19 protein-coding genes and 1 pseudogene are annotated in these 17321 nt (G+C 72.4%); 14 read left to right on the top strand and 6 right to left on the bottom strand.

The window, feature by feature from the left end; all coding sequences use genetic code 11:
- The first annotated feature begins 17 nt into the window (after positions 1-17).
- The 4 genes and pseudogenes from ACLE50_RS17575 to nhaA all read left to right on the top strand — a co-directional run bounded on the left by ACLE50_RS17575 (position 18) and on the right by nhaA (position 4239).
- Entirely contained in the window at positions 18-1037 is a 1020-nt protein-coding gene (locus tag ACLE50_RS17575; RefSeq protein ID WP_410944651.1) for an ABC transporter substrate-binding protein, read from the top strand.
- Between the two features lie 25 nt (positions 1038-1062).
- A pseudogene (locus ACLE50_RS17570) lies at positions 1063-1620 on the top strand (MFS transporter); the annotation flags it as partial.
- Positions 1621-1729: 109 nt separating this feature from the next.
- Positions 1730-2188, top strand: coding sequence for an MFS transporter (locus ACLE50_RS17565; protein WP_410944735.1), 459 nt, complete (start codon positions 1730-1732; stop codon positions 2186-2188).
- Between the two features lie 209 nt (positions 2189-2397).
- Entirely contained in the window at positions 2398-4239 is a 1842-nt protein-coding gene (gene nhaA, locus ACLE50_RS17560; protein WP_458788560.1) for a Na+/H+ antiporter NhaA, read from the top strand.
- 35 nt (positions 4240-4274) lie between these two features.
- On the opposite strand, the gene ACLE50_RS17555 is transcribed toward nhaA, so the two are convergent.
- Genes ACLE50_RS17555 through ACLE50_RS17540 form a run of 4 tightly spaced genes read right to left on the bottom strand, consistent with a single transcriptional unit; the run spans position 4275 to position 6044 of the window.
- On the bottom strand, positions 4275-4664 hold the full coding sequence (locus tag ACLE50_RS17555) for a type II toxin-antitoxin system VapC family toxin (protein ID WP_410944650.1): 390 nt from the start codon (positions 4662-4664) through the stop codon (positions 4275-4277).
- On the bottom strand, positions 4661-4957 hold the full coding sequence (locus ACLE50_RS17550; RefSeq protein ID WP_410944649.1) for a type II toxin-antitoxin system Phd/YefM family antitoxin: 297 nt from the start codon (positions 4955-4957) through the stop codon (positions 4661-4663). Before ACLE50_RS17550 ends, ACLE50_RS17555 begins: the two co-directional genes overlap by 4 nt.
- A 35-nt stretch (positions 4958-4992) precedes the next feature.
- Positions 4993-5412 (bottom strand): acyl-CoA thioesterase, encoded by a 420-nt coding sequence (locus tag ACLE50_RS17545; RefSeq protein ID WP_410944648.1) that lies wholly within the window; start codon positions 5410-5412, stop codon positions 4993-4995.
- A 29-nt stretch (positions 5413-5441) separates the two neighbouring features.
- Entirely contained in the window at positions 5442-6044 is a 603-nt protein-coding gene (locus ACLE50_RS17540) for a TetR/AcrR family transcriptional regulator (RefSeq protein WP_410944647.1), read from the bottom strand.
- Between the two features lie 49 nt (positions 6045-6093).
- On the opposite strand from ACLE50_RS17540, the gene ACLE50_RS17535 reads away from it, so the two are divergent.
- Entirely contained in the window at positions 6094-7053 is a 960-nt protein-coding gene (locus ACLE50_RS17535) for a DUF2867 domain-containing protein (protein ID WP_410944646.1), read from the top strand.
- 6 nt (positions 7054-7059) lie between these two features.
- On the opposite strand, the gene ACLE50_RS17530 is transcribed toward ACLE50_RS17535, so the two are convergent.
- Positions 7060-7815: a MerR family transcriptional regulator gene (locus tag ACLE50_RS17530; protein WP_410944645.1), complete on the bottom strand. Its 756-nt coding sequence runs from the start codon at positions 7813-7815 to the stop codon at positions 7060-7062.
- Positions 7816-7995: 180 nt separating this feature from the next.
- Between ACLE50_RS17530 and ACLE50_RS17525 the strand changes: the two genes are divergently transcribed.
- The 6 genes from ACLE50_RS17525 to ACLE50_RS17500 all read left to right on the top strand — a co-directional run bounded on the left by ACLE50_RS17525 (position 7996) and on the right by ACLE50_RS17500 (position 14392).
- Complete coding sequence (locus tag ACLE50_RS17525; RefSeq protein ID WP_410944644.1) at positions 7996-9216, top strand: acetyl-CoA C-acetyltransferase; 1221 nt, start codon at positions 7996-7998, stop codon at positions 9214-9216.
- Between the two features lie 35 nt (positions 9217-9251).
- Positions 9252-11429 carry a 3-hydroxyacyl-CoA dehydrogenase NAD-binding domain-containing protein gene (locus tag ACLE50_RS17520; RefSeq protein ID WP_410944643.1) on the top strand — a complete coding sequence of 726 codons (2178 nt, stop codon included), beginning with the start codon at positions 9252-9254 and terminating at the stop codon, positions 11427-11429.
- Positions 11430-11548: 119 nt separating this feature from the next.
- On the top strand, positions 11549-11842 hold the full coding sequence (locus tag ACLE50_RS17515; protein WP_410944642.1) for a Dabb family protein: 294 nt from the start codon (positions 11549-11551) through the stop codon (positions 11840-11842).
- Positions 11843-11921: 79 nt separating this feature from the next.
- Positions 11922-12590, top strand: a complete 669-nt coding sequence (locus ACLE50_RS17510) for a DedA family protein (RefSeq protein WP_410944641.1) — start codon at positions 11922-11924, stop codon at positions 12588-12590.
- Positions 12591-12662: 72 nt separating this feature from the next.
- Positions 12663-13670, top strand: a complete 1008-nt coding sequence (locus tag ACLE50_RS17505; protein ID WP_410944640.1) for an ATP-binding cassette domain-containing protein — start codon at positions 12663-12665, stop codon at positions 13668-13670.
- Complete coding sequence (locus tag ACLE50_RS17500; protein WP_410944639.1) at positions 13667-14392, top strand: hypothetical protein; 726 nt, start codon at positions 13667-13669, stop codon at positions 14390-14392. The genes ACLE50_RS17505 and ACLE50_RS17500 overlap by 4 nt, the downstream gene beginning before the upstream one ends.
- 34 nt (positions 14393-14426) lie before the next feature.
- Here the strand turns inward: ACLE50_RS17500 and ACLE50_RS17495 are convergent, their stop codons facing one another.
- Positions 14427-15122 carry a TetR/AcrR family transcriptional regulator gene (locus ACLE50_RS17495; protein ID WP_410944638.1) on the bottom strand — a complete coding sequence of 232 codons (696 nt, stop codon included), beginning with the start codon at positions 15120-15122 and terminating at the stop codon, positions 14427-14429.
- A gap of 148 nt (positions 15123-15270) precedes the next feature.
- Between ACLE50_RS17495 and ACLE50_RS17490 the strand changes: the two genes are divergently transcribed.
- Genes ACLE50_RS17490 through ACLE50_RS17480 form a run of 3 tightly spaced genes read left to right on the top strand, consistent with a single transcriptional unit; the run spans position 15271 to position 17272 of the window.
- Positions 15271-15630, top strand: coding sequence for a GntR family transcriptional regulator (locus tag ACLE50_RS17490; RefSeq protein ID WP_410944731.1), 360 nt, complete (start codon positions 15271-15273; stop codon positions 15628-15630).
- The gene (locus ACLE50_RS17485; RefSeq protein WP_410944637.1) at positions 15627-16517 is read left to right on the top strand and encodes an ABC transporter ATP-binding protein; all 891 of its coding nucleotides are present in this window, start codon (positions 15627-15629) and stop codon (positions 16515-16517) included. The genes ACLE50_RS17490 and ACLE50_RS17485 overlap by 4 nt, the downstream gene beginning before the upstream one ends.
- Entirely contained in the window at positions 16514-17272 is a 759-nt protein-coding gene (locus tag ACLE50_RS17480) for a hypothetical protein (RefSeq protein ID WP_410944636.1), read from the top strand. The genes ACLE50_RS17485 and ACLE50_RS17480 overlap by 4 nt, the downstream gene beginning before the upstream one ends.
- Positions 17273-17321 lie beyond the last annotated feature (49 nt).

Genomic DNA, 17321 nt, shown 5'->3' with positions numbered 1-17321 from the left:
ACCGGAGGACATCACCGATGGAGTTGACGCGGCGCCGCATGCTGCTCGGATCGTTGGCGGCGGGCGGGCTCCTGCTCGCCGGCTGTGGCAGCGGGGGGAACGAGAACCAGGCACCGGGCACCGGCGGGGGTGACGGGGGCGGCGAGGGCTTCCCGGTCACCGTGGACCACAAGCTGGGGACGACGACGATCGAGCGGGCGCCGCAGCGGCTCGCCTCGCTCGGCTACACCGACCACGACGCGATCATGGCGCTCGGCGTCGCACCGGTCGGCGTCCGCTACTGGTACGGCGACAAGAACAACGCGATCCAGCCGTGGGCGAAGGCCGCGGCCCAGGCGGTGAATGCGAAGCCCACCGTGCTCGACATGGACACCATCGCCCCGGAGAAGGTCGCGGCGCTGAACCCCGACGAGATCATCGGCGTGTACTCCGACCTCGACGCCAAGAACTACCCGGTGATCAACCAGATCGCCCCCACGGTCGGCCCGGTGAAGGACTTCGGCGACTACGAGGCCCCGTGGCAGGAGACGACCCGGCTGATCGGCCGGGCACTGGGCAAGGCCCAGGAGGCCGACAAGCTGGTCAGCGACGTCGAGGCGCGGTTCGCGCAGGTCGCCGCGGACAACCCGCAGTGGAAGGGCAAGACCGTCGCCGTCGCCTACCGCTCGGCCGACAAGTACGGCGTGTTCGCCTCCGGCGACCCGCGAGCGCGGTTCTTCACCGCGCTCGGCTTCGTCGTCCCGAAGCAGTACGACGACCTGGCCGGGGACAAGTTCTACGCCGACGTCAGCTTCGAGCAGGCCTCGCAGCTCGACCAGGAGCTCATCGTCTGGGACCAGCTGTCGTTCACCCCGGGCGGCAAGGCGACCCTGCAGAAGGACCCGCTGGCGAGCAAGCTCAAGGCCATGCAGCAGAAGCACGCGCTGTACCTGGAGGGCGCCACCGAGCTGGCGTTCGCGTGGCAGACCGTGCTGAGCCTCCCGTCGGTGCTCGACGGCGTGGTCCCGCAGCTGCAGAAGATGTTCCCGAAGGCCTGAGGTACGGGTTTGCGAGGCTGGGCGGGTGCCCGGCTCGCTCACCTCGCTCCCGTTCCGCCTGCTCCTGCTCGCCACCGCGCTCGGCTTCGGTGGCTACGCCCTGCTGCTCCCGGTCGTCCCGCTGTGGGTGTCCCGCGGCGGGGCGGGGGAGTTCGGCGCCGGACTGACGACGGGCGTGCTGATGGCCGTCACCGTCGGCACCCAGGTACTGGTCCCGGCGATGCTGCGCATCGCCGGGCACCGCGCCGTCCTGGTCACCGGGTCGCTGCTGCTCGGGCTGCCCGCGCCGCTGCTGACGCTGTCGGCCGACCTCGCGCCGGTGCTCGCGATCTCCGCGGCCCGCGGTGTCGGGTTCGGGATGGCGACGGTGGCGGGCAGCGCGCTGGTCGCCGAGCTCGTCGACCCGGCCGCGCACGGGCGCGCGTCGGCGCACTACGGCTACGCCGTCGGCCTGCCCCAGCTGCTGTTCCTGCCGGCCGGGGTGGCCGTCGTCGACGTCCTCGGCTTCGACGGCGTGTTCTGGCTCGCCGGGATCACCCCGGTCGCCGCGGCGCTGGTCGTCGCGTTCCTGCGCGGCCCGGCGCGGTCCCCGGAACGCGCGGCCCCGGCCGGTCGTGGCGGCAGGCGGCTGCCCGCCGCCCCGGTCGTCGCGATGCTGGCCTGCTCCACCGCCCAGGGCGGGGTGATCACGTGTGGCGCCCGGTGCGACGGTCGCGGTGCCGGTGGCGCTGTTCCTCGTCGCGCTGGGGATGCTCGCAGGGCGCGGCGTCGCCGGGACCCTCGCCGACCGGTCCGGCCGGCCCGGAGCGCTCCTCGCGGCGGGCACGTTCGCCGCGGCGGCCGGCATGGTCGCGGTGCTCGCCGCGCCGTCCTGGGAGATCCTGCTGGTGCTCGGGGCGGCGCTGGTCGGCGTCGGGTTCGGCCTCGTGCAGAACGACGCGATGGTCGGCCTGTTCTCCGCCGCCGGCCCGCTGCACTACGGCGCCGCGAGCGCCGCCTGGAACATCGCCTACGACGCCGGTACCGGACTCGGCGCCTCCGGGCTCGGCGCGATCGCCGAGCCGTTCGGGTTCACCCTCGCCTTCGCGACGACCGCGGTCGCCCTGGTCGTCACCGGCACGGTCCTGCACCGGGCCCGGTCCCGCACCTGACGTCGCCCCGGAGCCCCCGGCGGCGTGGCACCGATCGGCACCCATGTGGCACACCGGGTGATCGACAGGCTCCGGCCGGGCCGTTTGACTGGGCCAACCGGCGGGCGTGGGATCCCCGGGCCCGCGCGTCGGCCGGACTCCCGAGCCCGGACAGCCAGACCCGAAGCGAGGAATCCGACATGCGGCAACCGGCACCCCGGCCGAGTGGTGTGACGGCCCGGCTCACCACGTCGCTGCGCAGCGAGTCGGGCTCGGCGTTCCTGCTCGTCGCGGTGACCGTCGTGGCCCTGATCTGGGCGAACTCCCCGTTGTCGGAGACCTACGCCGAGCTGTGGCACCAGGAGACCGGGTTCCACCTGGGCCCGCTGGGCATGGAGATGAGCCTGCAGCACTGGGTGAACGACGGCCTGATGGTGATCTTCTTCTTCGTCATCGGGCTGGAGGTGCGGCAGGAGTTCGCCCACGGGTCGCTCCGGGACCCCTCCCGCGCGCGCATCGCGCTGATCGCGGGTGTGACCGGTGTGGCCCTGCCCGCGCTGCTCTACCTGCTCGTCGCCGGTGGCGGCGAGGGCGCGACGGGATGGGGCGCGGTCGTCGGTACCGACACCGCGTTCCTGCTCGGCGCGCTGGCCATCGTCGGTCCCCGGCTGTCCGGGCAGCTGCGCGTGTTCCTCCTGACGCTGACCGTGGTCGACGACTTCCTCGCAGTCTCGATCATCGGGGTCGTGTACAGCGAGGAGATCCGGGTGGTCCCGCTGCTGATCGCCGTCGCCTGCCTGGTCGCGCTGTGGCTGCTGGGCCGTTCGCGTCAGTGGCGCGCGACGCCGTACATCGCGATCATGGTTGTGCTCTGGTTCGCCACGGTCTCCTCCGGTGTGCATGCCTCGCTCGCGGGAATGGCCGCGGGGCTGCTCATCCCCGCCTACCCGACGCAGCGGCACAAGGTCGTGGCGGCGCGGCAGCTGTTCCGGGACTTCTGGCAGTCGCCGAGCGCCGCGTCGGGCCGGTCGGTGTCGCGGGGCCTGGCCAAGGGCACCGCGGTCAACGAGCGGATGCACGAGTTCCTCCGGCTGCCGACCGCACTGCTGGTCGTCCCGATCTTCGCGCTCGCCAACGCCGGGGTCGACCTGCGCGGCGGTCTCCTGGCCGCCGCCGTCACCTCCACGGTCACCTGGGGGATCGTGCTCGGGCTGGTGCTGGGCAAGTTCCTCGGCATCGGCCTGGCGACCCTCGGCGCGGTCCGGCTCGGTGTCGGGCGGCTGCCCCAGGGCGTCGGCGTGGGGAGCGTGTTCGGGGGCGCGGCCCTGTCGGGGATGGGCTTCACGGTCTCGCTGCTCATCATCGGGCTCGCCTTCGGCACCGGCTCCGACCTGGGCCGGGAGGCCACGCTCGGCGTGCTCGTCGCGATGGTGCTCTCCGGGGTGCTGGGCTGGGGGATCTTCCGCATCGCGGCCGTCCGGTGGGGCGAGGACACCGCGGATCTCCCGCGCGTCCTGTTCCCGCAGGTGGACCCGGAGGTCGACCACATCCGGGGGCAGGAGGACGCCCAGCTCACCCTGGTCGAGTTCATCGACTTCGAGTGCCCGTTCTGCGCGCACGCGACCGGGGGCTGGGAGGACCTGCACGAGCAGTTCGGCGACGACCTCCGGTACGTCGTCCGCCACCTCCCGCTCGTCGACGAGCACCCGCACGCGCTGGAGGCGGCGAAGGCTTCCGAGGCCGCCGCGAACCAGGGGATGTTCTGGCCGTGGCTGGACCTGGTGTTCACCCGCCAGAACCACCTGGAGCGGGACGACCTGATCTCCTACGCCGCCGAGCTCGGGCTCGACGTCGACCGGTTCGTCGAGGACCTCGACAGCGACGAGGTTCGGGCCCGCGTGGAGCGCGACATGGTCAGCGCCGAGGCCAGCGGCGCCCGGCACACCCCGACGTTCTTCGTCGACGGGTGCCGCAACGTCGGCGCCCACGACGCCCGGTCCCTCACCGCCGAGCTGGAGCAGAGCAGGCGTGGTGCCCGCACCCAGGAGCCCGTCGGGACGGCGTCGGTCTGACGGGGGTCCGGGGTGCCCGCGCGGAGGCGGGGCGCTCACGCACCGGGGGAGACGACAGTGATGCCGTGGGAGCGTGCGGCGTCGGCGAGCCGGTCGTCGTAGGTGAGCAGTGCGTCGAGCTCGTCGCCCAGCAGGAGCGCGGTCGCGAGGTGGACGGCGTCGAGCGATCGCAGGTACGGGCTCGGGAGGCGGCTCGCCGTCTCGACGACCGCGTCGCTCACGCCGATCAGGGTGTACCGGGCGAGGAGCAGGTCGATCCGCGGAACGGCCGAGGGGTCGACCCGGAGGGCGCCGCGTCGTGCCTCGAGCTCCAGCAGCCGGCTGGCGACCAGGTCCTCCCGGTGCCCGGCGTACTCGCGCAGTTCCGCGGAACCGTTCTCGGCCCACGCGGTCTTGAGGAACGCCGACGTGTCGACGTAGATCACCAGCGTTCCTCGTCCCGCATCGCGCGCAGGACCTCGGACGGACTGGGGGAGCCCTCCGGAACGGGTGGTGGTGCCGGGAGCTCGTCCAGGGTGCCTGCGCCGCGGCGGAGCTGCCCGGCCGCCTCCAGCCGGTCGAGGATCGACGTCGGTTCGTCGGCGGGAACCAGGTAGGCCACGAGCTTGCCGTGTTCGGTGACCGGCACCCGCCGTCCGGCCTTGGCCGCGGCGACGTACCGGGACGCGTTCTGGCGCAGCTCCCGGATTCCGATGCGCTCGTGCTCGGCCGACTCCACGAACGGAAGGTAGCACATAATGTGCTACATGTCGGTCAGTTCGCTCGCAGCGGCTGTGGGGCCCCGAGCGTGTTGCGGATCAGCGGCGGGATCTCCTGCTTGCCCGACCCGTCGACGGCGATGACGACGTAGGTCGTGCGCGCCGAGCAGGTCACCGTCCCGTTCTCCTGGCGGACCTGGAAGTCCAGCTCGAAGCTCGTGGTGCCGAGCCGCGCGGTGGAGACGGCGACGGCGACGTCCTCGCCCCACCCGACACCGGCGCTCCAGTCGACCTCGGTGTGCACGAGCTGGACGTCGTAGCCGGCGTCGAGCATGGCGCGGTAGGTCAGGCCGCGGAACTCGAGGAACTCGGTCATCGCCTCGTCGAACCAGGCGAGGTACCACGCGTTGAAGACCACGCCCTGGGCGTCCACCTCGTGGTAGCGCACCCGGACCGGGTACTCGAACGTCGTCATGGCAGGAGTCTAGGCGTGATCGGCGACGGTCACCCGGTGCGCGAATCGCCGGTCAGCGTGTCGAGTAGGTAGTCGAGGTAGGCGTCGAGTGCTGGGCCGCGAGGCAGGAGATCCGGTGCTGCGCGGGCGAGCTGGACCTGGCCGAGGTACGCGGTGAGGCCGAGCGCCGCGCGTTGCCGCGCCCCGCCGGTCGGTACGCCGAGCCGGACAAAGAGCTCTGTCAGGTGGTCCAGCCGCTGCCGGGCCACCCGGTCCAGGGCGGCTGCGACGAGCGGGTTGCGCGCGTCGGCCTGCAGCGCGACCTCGACCGCGTGCCCGGTCCTCGACGGAGCGGGGGCGTCCGTGGTGACCGAACCGAGAGTGGTGCTCAGCAGCGTGCGCAGTGCGGAGCGGGGGTCCGGGTTGTCGGCTGTCGCCGCGATCACGTCTGCGGTGTTGCGGCGCTCCCACAGGTCCAGGGCGGCCTCGATCAGTGCATCGCGGTTGCGGAAGTGCCAGTAGAAGCTGCCCTTCGTCGCCCCGAGGTGTACGGCGAGGGGCTCGACCGCCACGCCGCGCAGGCCGTCGGCGGCGAGTGCGTCCAGCGCGGCCGCAGCCCAGTCCTCCCGGCTCAGCTGCTTCCTCTCGGGCATGTCCGTACGCTACCGTACGGACACCATACGGTGGCGTACGGAGGGTCCGATGAAGGTGCGGAACGTGCACGTCCGAGAGGTCGCGGCATCGGCGGCGGAGCTCGGAGTCCTCCTGGACCGTCTCGGTGGTCCGGACGACGAGTTGTGGCCCGTGCCGCAGTGGGCGCCCATGGAGCTGGATCGGCCGCTGCGGAACGGATCGGCCGGTGGTCACGGGGCCATCCGCTATCGCGTCACCGGCTACGACCCCGGCAGGCGCCTCGAGTGCACGCTCGACCCGGGGCTCGGCCTGCGCGGCACTCACACGTTCACCGTCGAACCGCTCGGCCCGCGGGCCTCCCGATTGCGGCACGTGGTCGACGGGCACGTGAGCGGTGCCATGCTCCTCGGCTGGCCGGTAGCAGTCCGATGGCTGCACGACGCGGTGGTCGAGGACCTGTTCGACCGTGCGGAGGCCCGCGTCGGGGCCGGCCCCGTCCGGCCGGTCCGATGGTCGTGGTGGGTTCGGCTGCTCCGTCGGCGGGATGCGCCCCGGGTCCAGGCGGTTCCGCTGCCGCACGACGGCCTGCTCGACCCCGACGATGCGGATGCCGCGGACGCGGTCGCCGTCGCCGTGCCGGCCGGGATGCCGGACGACCCGCGGCGATGGGCGGACGTGATCTTCCGGGAGCCGCCGCCGTTGGTGACGGTACTGCTGGGACTGCGCGACGCGCTCGTCGGCCTGGTCGGGATCGAGCGGTCCCGGGGCGACGAGTTCGAGATCCGTGACCACGACGACTGCGAGGTGCTGCTCGGCGCCGACGCCGGGCATCTGGACTTCCGGTGTGTGGTGCGGGTCGAGCCCGGCCGGGTGGTGCTGGCGACGACGGTGCAGCTGCACGGAGCGCGGGGGCGTCTCTACTGGTCGGTCGTGCGTCACATCCACCCGTGGGTCGTGCGGGCGATGCTCACCCGGGCGGCACGCCGTATCCGCGACACGGCGTCCGGGCGACCTCGGCTGGTCGCGTGAGTGGAGCTACTGCGTCGGAGTTCCTCGCTCCCGTGTCGGCCCCTCGACGCGCTCTCGGATCGTCCGGTTCACCGCCCGTCCGAACGTCGCGACGACACCCTGCACGGTGATCGGCTTGAGCCGGGACAGCGCCGCGGCGAGCCGGCCGCGCTCGTCGGCGGGGCGTCCGCGGTCGCGGTAGGGCTGGAGCACCTCCTCCTGGAACAGGCCCATGAGGTCCTCGGCGAGCGCGGCGGTGTGTCGCTCGATCATCCCCTGGGCCCGCTGCCACAGCTCCGGGTCCAGGCCCGAGGCCAGCGCGTCCAGGGCGGTGGCCAGTGAGATCTCGCCGTGCACGCAGATCTCGTCGCCCCGGCGGCTGATCGCGCCGAGGCTCTCCAGGGTGGCGAGGTCGCCGTCGTCGAGCGGGCGCCCGGCGCGGGCCGCCAGCTCGTCGGTGCCGATGAGCTCGTCGCGCTCGGGGACCCAGGGCGCGAGCAGGGCGCGCTGCAGCGCGAGCTCCTCCGGGCCGGCGTCGAGCGGGACACGGGCGAGCTGCTTCTCGATCGCGGCCAGGGTGAAACCGAGTCCGGTCAGCTCGCTGATCAGGTCGAGCCGGGCGCGGTGCCCGGAGTCGTAGAGCCCGGTCCGGCCGCGCATGAGCGGCGCGGGCAGCAGGCCCTTGCCGGAGTAGAACCGGATGGTCCGCACCGAGACGCCGGTCCGCTCGGCGAGCTGGTCGACGGTCAGCAGGTCCTCGGACTCGACGGGTGCGGCGGACATGGCGAGGAGGGTACGGCCCGAAAGGGCTATGTGACAGTCTTGATGTGACATCGAAGGTGTCACATACTCGGGCGAGACTGTTGACCCTTGTGACAGCGCTGCTGTAACAAGGGGTTACCAGCAAGTAGGGGCAGTGCTGCCTGCGGCGCGCTCCTTGGCGACCACCGACGAGAGGTTCGGATGAGCGAGATCCCCGAGGCCTACATCTACGACGCGATCCGCACGCCGCGCGGCCGGGGCAAGGCCTCCGGTTCGCTGCACGAGGTCAAGCCGATCTCCCTGGTGGTCGGACTGATCGACGAGCTGCGTGCCCGTCACCCCGAGCTCGACCCCAACACCATCGACGACCTCGTCCTCGGTGTCGTGTCGCCGATCGGCGACCAGGGCGGCGACATCGCCAAGACCGCCGCGATCGCGGCCGGGCTGCCCGACACCGTCGCCGGTGTGCAGCTCAACCGGTTCTGCGCGTCCGGCCTGGAGGCGGTGAACACCGCCGTGCAGAAGGTCCGCTCCGGGATGGAGGAGCTGGTGATCGCCGGCGGCGTCGAGGCCATGAGCCGGGTGCCGATGGGCTCCGACGGCGGCGCCTGGGCGATGGACCCCGACACCTCCTACGAGACCGGCTTCGTGCCCCAGGGCATCGGCGCCGACCTCATCGCGACGCTGGAGGGCTTCTCCCGCGAGGACGTCGACGCCTTCGCCGTCGAGTCCCAGACCCGCGCCGCCAAGGCCTGGGCCGACGGCCGGTTCGCCGACTCCGTCGTCCCGGTGAAGGACCGCAACGGGCTCACCGTCCTCGACCGCGACGAGCACATCCGCGCCGGCGCGACCGTCGAGACGCTCGGCGGGCTCAAGCCGTCGTTCGAGATGATGGGCCAGGAGGGCGGCTTCGACGCCGTCGCGCTGCAGCAGTACCACTGGGTCGAGAAGATCGACCACGTCCACCACGCCGGCAACTCCTCCGGCATCGTCGACGGCGCCGCGCTGACCCTGATCGGCACCGAGGCGGCGGGCAAGGCCAACGGCCTCACCCCGCGCGCCAAGGTCGTCGCCACCGCGCTGTCCGGCGCCGACCCGACGATCATGCTGACCGGCCCGGCGCCGGCCGCGCGCAAGGCGCTGGACAAGGCCGGCCTGACCGTCGAGGACATCGACCTCTTCGAGATCAACGAGGCGTTCGCCGCCGTCGCCCTGCGCTTCATGAAGGACATGGGGATCTCGCACGAGATCACCAACGTCAACGGGGGCGCGATCGCGATGGGCCACCCGCTCGGCGCGACCGGCGCGATGATCCTCGGGACGCTCGTCGACGAGCTGGAGCGCCGCGAGCTCAAGCGCGGCCTCGCCACGCTCTGCGTCGGCGGCGGCATGGGCATCGCCACCATCGTCGAGCTCGTCTGACAGCGGCCGCGGATCTTCGGAAGGACTGAACAGCAGTGAGTGAGCAGAAGGCCGTCCGCTGGGAGAAGGACGCCGACGGCATCGCCGTCGTCACCCTCGACGACCCGGGCCGCAGCGCCAACACCATGAACGACCGCTACCGCGAGGCCATGCGGGAGGTCGTCGACGATCTGGAGAAGCACAAGGACGACATCGTCGGCGTCGTCGTCACCTCGGCGAAGAAGACCTTCTTCGCCGGTGGCGACCTGCAGGCGCTCTCGTCGGCCGGGCCGGACGACGCCGGGAAGATCGTCGAGCTCGTGACCGAGGTGAAGGCCCAGCTGCGCAAGCTGGAGACCTTCGGCCGCCCGGTCGCCGCCGCGATGACCGGCACCGCCCTCGGTGGTGGCCTGGAGATCGCCCTGGCCGCGCACCACCGCGTCGCGCTCGACGCCAAGGGCGCCATCTACGGCCTGCCCGAGGTCACCCTGGGCCTGCTGCCCGGTGGTGGTGGCGTCACCCGGGTCACGCGGATGCTCGGCATCGCCAACGGCTTCATGAACGTCCTCGCGCAGGGCCAGCGGCACAAGCCGGCCAAGGCCCTCGAGCTGGGCCTGGTCGACGAGCTGGCGGCCACCCCCGAGGAGGTGCTGCAGAAGGCCAAGGACTGGGTGAAGGCCAACCCGGAGCACACCACGCAGCCGTGGGACGAGCCGAAGTACAAGATCCCCGGCGGCACCCCGGCCACGCCGAAGCTGGCCTCGATCCTCCCGGCGTTCCCGGCGAACCTGCGCAAGCAGATCAAGGGTGCGCCGATGCCGGCGCCGCGCAGCATCCTCGCCGCGGCCGTCGAGGGCAGCCAGGTCGACTTCGAGACCGCGCAGAAGATCGAGGGCCGGTACTTCGCCGAGCTGGTCTGCGGCCAGGTCTCGAAGAACATGACCAAGGCGTTCTTCTTCGACCTCAACGCCATCAACGGCGGCAAGTCCCGCCCGGATGGCCCCGCGCAGTGGCAGCCGACCAAGGTCGCGGTGCTCGGCGCCGGGATGATGGGCGCGGGCATCGCCTACGTCTGCGCGCTCGCCGGCTGGGAGGTCGTGCTCAAGGACGTCTCGAAGGAGGCCGCCGACAAGGGCAAGGCCTACTCGCAGAACCTGGTCGAGAAGGGTGTCTCCCGCGGGAAGACCACCCAGGAGAAGGGCGACGCCCTGCTCGGCCGGATCACCGCGACCGACGACTACACCGACCTCGCCGGCTGCGACGTCGTGATCGAGGCCGTGTTCGAGTCCGTCGAGCTCAAGCAGGAGGTGTTCCGGGAGGCCGCCAAGCACATCAACCCGGACGCGCTGCTCTGCTCGAACACCTCGACGCTGCCGATCACCGAGCTGGCCAAGGGCGTCGACCGTCCGGACGACTTCATCGGCCTGCACTTCTTCTCGCCGGTCGACAAGATGCCGCTGGTCGAGATCATCAAGGGCGAGCGGACGAACGACGAGGCACTGGCCAAGGCGTTCGACCTCACCCTGGGGATCAAGAAGACCCCGATCGTGGTCAACGACTCCCGCGGCTTCTTCACCAGCCGCGTGATCGGCACCTTCATCAACGAGGGCGTCGCGATGATCGCCGAGGGCATCGACCCGCAGACGATCGAGCAGGCGTCGTCGCAGGCCGGCTACCCGGCCCCGGTGCTGCAGCTGATGGACGAGCTGACCCTGACGCTCCCGCGCAAGATCCGCGAGGAGACGAAGAAGGGCATCGAGGCCGCGGGCGGCACCTGGACCCCGCACCCGTCGGACGAGGTCATCGACCGCATGGTCGACGAGTTCGACCGCAAGGGGAAGAGCTCCGGCGCCGGGTTCTACGAGTACGACGACGGCAAGCGCACCCGGCTCTGGCCGGGACTGCGCGAGCAGTTCGGTGCCACCAACCACGACGTCGACCTGCACGAGCTGTCCGAGCGCATGCTGTTCATCGAGGCGCTGGAGACCGTCCGCTGCGTCGACGAGGGCGTGCTGGAGACCGTGGCCGACGCCAACATCGGCTCGATCTTCGGCATCGGCTACCCCGCGTGGACCGGCGGTGTGCTGCAGTACATCGAGGGCTACCCCGGTGGCCCCGCCGGTTTCGTCGCGCGGGCCGACGAGCTCAAGGAGCGCTACGGCGACCGGTTCGACGTACCGCAGTCGCTGCGCGAGCGCGCCGCGAAGGGTGAGACGGCCACCGCGGCCGCCTGACCCCCCATCCGTCCCCTCGCCGGGACAGCATCGAGGCCCCGCCGGTCACCCCCTCACCGGCGGGGCCTCGTCGTACCGTGGGCAACTGACAAGATCGGGAACAGGACGGGAGGCGGGCGATGATCCGCAACGTGGTGGTCGGCCGGCTGAAGGACGGCGTGGACCCGTCGGAGATCGAGAAGGGTCTGCAGGCGCTGCGGAACCTGCGGATCGACGGCGTCGAGCTGGATGTGAAGGCCGGGGTCGACCTGGGCCTGCGTGAGGGCAACGCGAGCTGGTCGATCACCGTCGACCTCGCCGACGAGGACGCCTACCGGGCCTACGACCTCGACGAGGAGCACAACCGCCTCCGCCGCGAGGTGTTCGGGCCGCTCAGCGCGTCGGTCGAGCGGATCCAGTTCCGGCTCCCCTGACCGCGGTGCGGGGTTCCCGGATGTGATCTGAGAGGTCGCCGGATGTGTCCGGTTCGTCCGTTCAGGCACAGTGGAGTGCGTGACGGCCGAACTGATGCAGTGGATCCTCGCCGCGGTGGACCGGCTCGGCGCCGCCGGAATCGGGATCCTGATCTTCCTGGAGAACGTGGTCCCGCCGATCCCGTCGGAGGCGATCCTGCCGCTCGGCGGGTTCCGCGCCGCGACCGGCGCGATGAACGTCGTCGCGGTGTGGGCGGCGGCGACGATCGGCGCCGTGGCCGGGGCGCTGCTGCTCTACGCCCTGGGCGCCTGGCTCGGGTTCGAACGCGTGCACCGGCTCGCCGGCCGCCGCTGGTTCCTGCTGTGCAGTCGTCGTGACCTGGAGAAGGGGCTCGACCTGTTCCACCGGCGTGGCAGCTGGTTCGTGCTCGGCGGCCGCTGCGTCCCGGTGGTGCGCAGCCTGATCTCGATCCCGGCCGGGATCGCCCGGATGCCACTGCTGCGTTTCACCGTGCTGACCGCGCTCGGCAGCGGGGTCTGGAACGTGATCTTCGTCGGGCTGGGCTGGTACCTGGGGGAGCGCTGGGCGGAGATCGAGAACTACGTGTCGCCGATCAGCAAGGGTGTGCTCGTCGTCGGGATCGCGGCGGTGGTGGTGCTCGTGGTGCGCCGGCTGCGGCGCCGCCGGGCCCTTGCCCGTCACGGAGCGCATGGGGCCGGACGCGAGGAGGTGCCGGGAACCCGCTGAGCTGCGGCGGAGCCGACCGGGCGGCGGGGTCCGCGGCCCGTTGTGCCACCCTGATTCCTGCAGCGTGTGCAGGTGACGAACAGGGTGGAGGTGGCCGTGCGGCTCGTCGGCATCCACCACACCCAGCCGGGCGGGAACGTGGCGTTGCGCGGCGTCGATCTGGACGTCGCGCCGGGTGGCCCGACCGTGCTCCGCGGGCCCAACGGGGCGGGCAAGTCGACGCTGCTGCGGATCGCCGCCGGAGTCGAGATGCCCACCGCCGGACGGGTCGAGGACCGGCCCGCGGTCGTCGGGTACCTGCCGGACCGGTTTCCCGCGTTGCTGCGCATCCCGCCGCGGCGCTGGCTCGACCACATGGCCCAGCTCCGCCGGCTCGACGTCGACGAGGTCGGCGACCGTTCCGACGCCCTGCTCGAGGAACTCGGCTACGACGGCGCAGACGACGAGCCCATGTCCGCGCTGTCCAAGGGCAACGCGCAGAAGATCGGGCTGGCGCAGGCGCTGGCCTGTGAGCCCGGCGTCCTCGTGCTCGACGAGCCGTGGTCCGGTCTCGACGACGAGGCCGCCGACGCGCTGACCGCCCGGATCGCCGCCCGCGGCGGCCCCACCCTGCTCACCGACCACTCCGGGACCGCGGCTGTGCTGCCCGGCGCACGACTGCACCGGATCGAGGACGGCGAGCTGTCGCCCGACCCGGACTCCCAGCCGTTGCCCGCCGCTCCGCCCGCCGACGTCGTCATGCGGATCGACCTGGCCTGCGCCGGGGACCCGCGAGCGGTGCTCGACCGGCTCCCGCCCGTACCGGTGGAGGGAGTCGGCCGCGGCCGGATGATCGTGCTGGTCCCCGCGCCGCAGAGCGACGCCTGGCTGGCCGCGGCGCTCGCGTCGGGCTGTGCGGTGCGCTCGGTGCGCCCGGTCCGGCCGACGGGGCGGGACGCCCCGCCGCAGGCCAGCCGGAACAACGGCGCACGGGACAACCGCCCCCGGGGCGACGGCGCGCGGGATCTGGGTGCACGGGACGACGGCGCGGGGGATCGCACGGCCGGGCGGCGCCGTCCGCTGGGACGGGCCGGCGCGTGAGCGTGACGGCCCGCGCCCGCTCCGCCGTCGCCGTCGCCCGACTGCTCGGCGAGGACGTGCTGCGCTCCGAGCGCTTCGTCGCGCCCGCCGTGCTCTTCGCCGGCGCCCTGGCGATCCTCTTCGGTGGTGACCCCGGCCCGCTCCCGGAGCCGTGGGCGGCGAGCGCGCTGCTGCTCTACCCGGTGGGGGCGTGGATCGCGCACGCCCTCGCCGAGTCCGAGGACGACGTCGCCCGCACCGTCACGCTGTCCGCCGCCGGTGGGCCGCTGCCCGTCGCGGCCGGAGTGCTGGTCGCGGCGACGACCGGGATCGCGGCGCTGACCCTGCTCGCCGTCGTGTGGGGCGTGCTCGCCGCCTGGGGCACCGCGACGGTCGGGATCCTGGCCGAGGGGATCCTCGCCCACCTGTCCTGCGGGATCACCGGTGCCGCGGTCGGATCGGTGTTCGCCCGCCCGGTGTTCCGGCGCCAGGGCGTCGCGCTGCTGTGCGGGCTGGCGTTCGTGGTGATCACCGGGACCCGGCCGTGGCTGCCGCCGGTCGGGACGTCCGCGGCGTCGCTGGGCTCCGGACGCGTCGGCATCGGCCCGGTCGGGGACCTGCTGCTGGCGCTGCTGGTCGCGGTCGCCGCGCTGGCGTTCGTGGTGCGCGCCGAGCAGGGCGGGCTGCAGGCCTGGCGGCGCCGGCGGCTGGCGGTGCTGGCGCGGATCCGCGAGCGCCGCTGAGGCTCGGCCGTCCGGACGCTCGGCGGGGCAGCGTTCAGCAGGGAAGCCCGGCGAGGCGGCCCAGGCGGGTGACGGTGGCGTCGAACATCGCGTCCCGGTCGGCGATCGCGTTGTCGAACTGCCCGAACAGCTCGAACGACACGTGCCCGAACAGGCCGGTCCACGCGGTGACCGCGGCGGCCAGCGCCGGCCCCGGGAGGTCCCGGGCCCCGTCGAGCGCGCCCTGCAGCCCGGCGACGTCCGCGGCCGACGGGGCGGGGCCGTCCGGCACGTCGAGCAGGCCCGCGGCGTGGGCGTCGCCCAGCACCGCGATCATCGGCGCGATCACCCGTCCGGCGGGGGTGACGGTGTCCGCGGGCGCCCGGTAGCCGGGGACGGGGGAGCCGTAGAGCAGGGCGTACTCGTGCGGATGCGCCAGTGCCCAGCCCCGCACCGCGCCCGTCACCGCACGCCAGCGCGCCGCGGGATCAGCAGGGTCCGCCGCCCCGGCCGCGGCCTCGACGGCGTCGCCGAGCGCGTCGTAGCTCTGCACGATCAGCGCGGTCAGCAGGTCGTCGCGGGTGGGGAAGTAGCGGTGCAGCGCCGAGGACACCATCCCGATCTCCCGCGACACCGCCCGCATCGACAGCGCCGCCGCCCCGGTCTCGGCGAGCTGCCGCCGGGCGGCCGCGGTGATCTCGGCGACGAGCTCGGCACGGGCGCGTTCGCGGGCGGTGCGGGAGGCGTTCACCGGGCCACCGTAGACCGGTGCCCTGATTCGAGAGCGACGCTCTCGTGCGATCGGTTCCCCCGGAACGCTGGACCGCGGGGTTCGTCGCCGCTATGGTTCATTACATGAGTAACGAACCACTGCACCGGCGAACCGGGCGGTCGTCGTGATCGACGACGGCCGGCCGCTGTTCGTGCAGATCGCGGAGGACATCGCCTCCGCGGTGGTGGACGGCACCTACCCGGAGGAGACCCAGGTGCCGTCCAGCAACGAGCTCGCCGCGTTCCACCGGATCAACCCGGCGACGGCGGCGAAGGGGCTGAACCAGCTGGTCAGCGAGGGTGTCCTCTACAAGAGACGGGGGATCGGGATGTTCGTCGCCGAGGGGGCACGGACCCGGCTGCTCGACAACCGGCGCGAGGACTTCGCCCGGCAGTACATCGCTCCGCTGGTCACCGAGGCACGCAAGCTCGGCATCGACCCGGAGCAGCTCAAGAAGCTGATCGACGTCTGGGGGGACGAGCGATGAACGCGCTGGCCATGCAGGGCGTCACGAAGCGCTACGGGGACACCCTGGCCCTCGACGACGTGAGCTTCACCCTCGAGCAGGACCGCATCCACGGCCTGCTCGGGCGCAACGGGGCGGGCAAGACGACCGCGATGCAGATCCTGACCGCCCAGAACTTCGCGACGTCGGGCAGCGTCGAGCTGTTCGGCGAGGCCCCGTACGAGAACGCGCCGGTGCTCGCCCGTACCTGCTTCATCCGCGAGTCGCTGAAGTACCCGGACGCGTTCCAGGTGTGGCACGCGCTGCGGGCCGCCGCGTCGGTCTACCCGCACTGGGACCAGGCCTTCGCCGACCGGCTCGTCGAGGAGTTCTCGCTGCCGCTCAAGCGGGGCTGCAAGAAGCTCTCCCGCGGCCAGGTCTCCGCCGTCGGCGTGATCATCGGACTCGCGTCGCGGGCGCCGCTGACCTTCTTCGACGAGCCGTACCTGGGCCTCGACGCCGTCGCCCGCCAGATGTTCTACGACCACCTGCTCGCCGACTACGCCGAGCACCCGCGCACGGTCGTCCTGTCCACGCACCTGATCGACGAGGTGTCGGATCTGATCGAGCACGTCGTCCTGATCGACCGGGGTCGGGTCCTGATCGACGAGGAGGCCGACGCGCTGCGGGGGCGCGCCGTCACCGTCACCGGGCCGGCCGAGGCCGTCGAACGGTTCGCCCGCGGCCACACCGAGCTGCACCGCGAGGCGATGGGCGGGTTCCTGCGGGTCACCCTCGCCGGGGCCGAGCCGGAGCCGGCCGTGCCCGGGCTGCAGTTCGAGCCGGTCTCGTTGCAGCAGCTCGTCGTCCGCACCACCCAGCAGAACGCCGGAGTGCCGTCCCTCGACAGCCGGGAGGTCCTGTCATGACCGCCGCCGCAGTGCCCGCCGCACCGTCCACCGCCGTCCCGAACCGGCTCGTCGCGGTCGCCCGGATGACCAACGTCGACCTCGGACGCCGGATGGGCCTGGTCTGGGGCGTCCTCTCCGTGATCTTCGTGGTCAACGTGGCGATCTTCTGGGTCGTCCGGACGGTCGAGCTGCGGTCCTCGCCCGGCGCGGAGGCCGGGGGCGGAACTGGTGCGGTGACAGCGCTGCTGATCATCGTCGGCGCGAGCTACCTGGCGATGATGACCCAGGTCCTGCCGTTCGCCCTCAGCCTCGGCCTGACCCGGCGGGACTTCTACACCGGCGTCGCGCTGGTGATGGTGGCCGAGACGTTCGTGCACGCGCTGCTGGTGACGATCCTGGTGAACATCGAGTTCGCGACCGGCGGGTGGGGTATCAGGATGAAGTTCTTCTCGGCCGGGATCGTGCCGGACTCCAATCCGGCGCTGCAGTTCGCCTGCTACTGGGTGCCGCTGCTGACCTTCGGATTCCTGTTCCTCGCGATCGGCACGGTCTTCCGCCGCTGGGGTCAGTACGGCGTGTGGACGGTCCTCGTCACGCTGACGCTGGTGCTGGGCGGGCTGGCAGTTCTGATCACCTGGCAGGGCGGGTGGCCGGCGTTCGGCCGGTTCTTCGTCGAGACGCCCCGGGGACTGCTGCTGGCGACCTACCCGCTGGTCGTGGCGGTCGTCGCCGCGGCCGGGGGCTACCTGCTGGTGCGGCGCGCCCGGCCCTGACACCCGCACCGCGATCCGGCGGCCCGGCATCCTCGTGGGGGGTGGTGCC

Origin of the sequence: Pseudonocardia phyllosphaerae, from assembly GCF_046546475.1 — a bacterium.
GTDB lineage: Bacteria > Actinomycetota > Actinomycetes > Mycobacteriales > Pseudonocardiaceae > Pseudonocardia > Pseudonocardia phyllosphaerae.
This window is presented reverse-complemented; position numbering and strand designations above follow the sequence as displayed.

Excerpts from the sequence above, each read along its gene's own strand:
- ACLE50_RS17575 (WP_410944651.1), top strand. The coding sequence starts at position 18 with ATGGAGTTGACGCGGCGCCGCATGCTGCTCGGATCGTTGGCGGCGGGC.
- ACLE50_RS17545 (WP_410944648.1), bottom strand. The coding sequence starts at position 5,412 with ATGACGACGTTCGAGTACCCGGTCCGGGTGCGCTACCACGAGGTGGAC.
- ACLE50_RS17540 (WP_410944647.1), bottom strand. The coding sequence starts at position 6,044 with ATGCCCGAGAGGAAGCAGCTGAGCCGGGAGGACTGGGCTGCGGCCGCG.
- ACLE50_RS17535 (WP_410944646.1), top strand. The coding sequence starts at position 6,094 with ATGAAGGTGCGGAACGTGCACGTCCGAGAGGTCGCGGCATCGGCGGCG.
- ACLE50_RS17530 (WP_410944645.1), bottom strand. The coding sequence starts at position 7,815 with ATGTCCGCCGCACCCGTCGAGTCCGAGGACCTGCTGACCGTCGACCAG.
- ACLE50_RS17525 (WP_410944644.1), top strand. The coding sequence starts at position 7,996 with ATGAGCGAGATCCCCGAGGCCTACATCTACGACGCGATCCGCACGCCG.
- ACLE50_RS17515 (WP_410944642.1), top strand. The coding sequence starts at position 11,549 with ATGATCCGCAACGTGGTGGTCGGCCGGCTGAAGGACGGCGTGGACCCG.
- ACLE50_RS17485 (WP_410944637.1), top strand. The coding sequence starts at position 15,627 with ATGAACGCGCTGGCCATGCAGGGCGTCACGAAGCGCTACGGGGACACC.
- ACLE50_RS17480 (WP_410944636.1), top strand. The coding sequence starts at position 16,514 with ATGACCGCCGCCGCAGTGCCCGCCGCACCGTCCACCGCCGTCCCGAAC.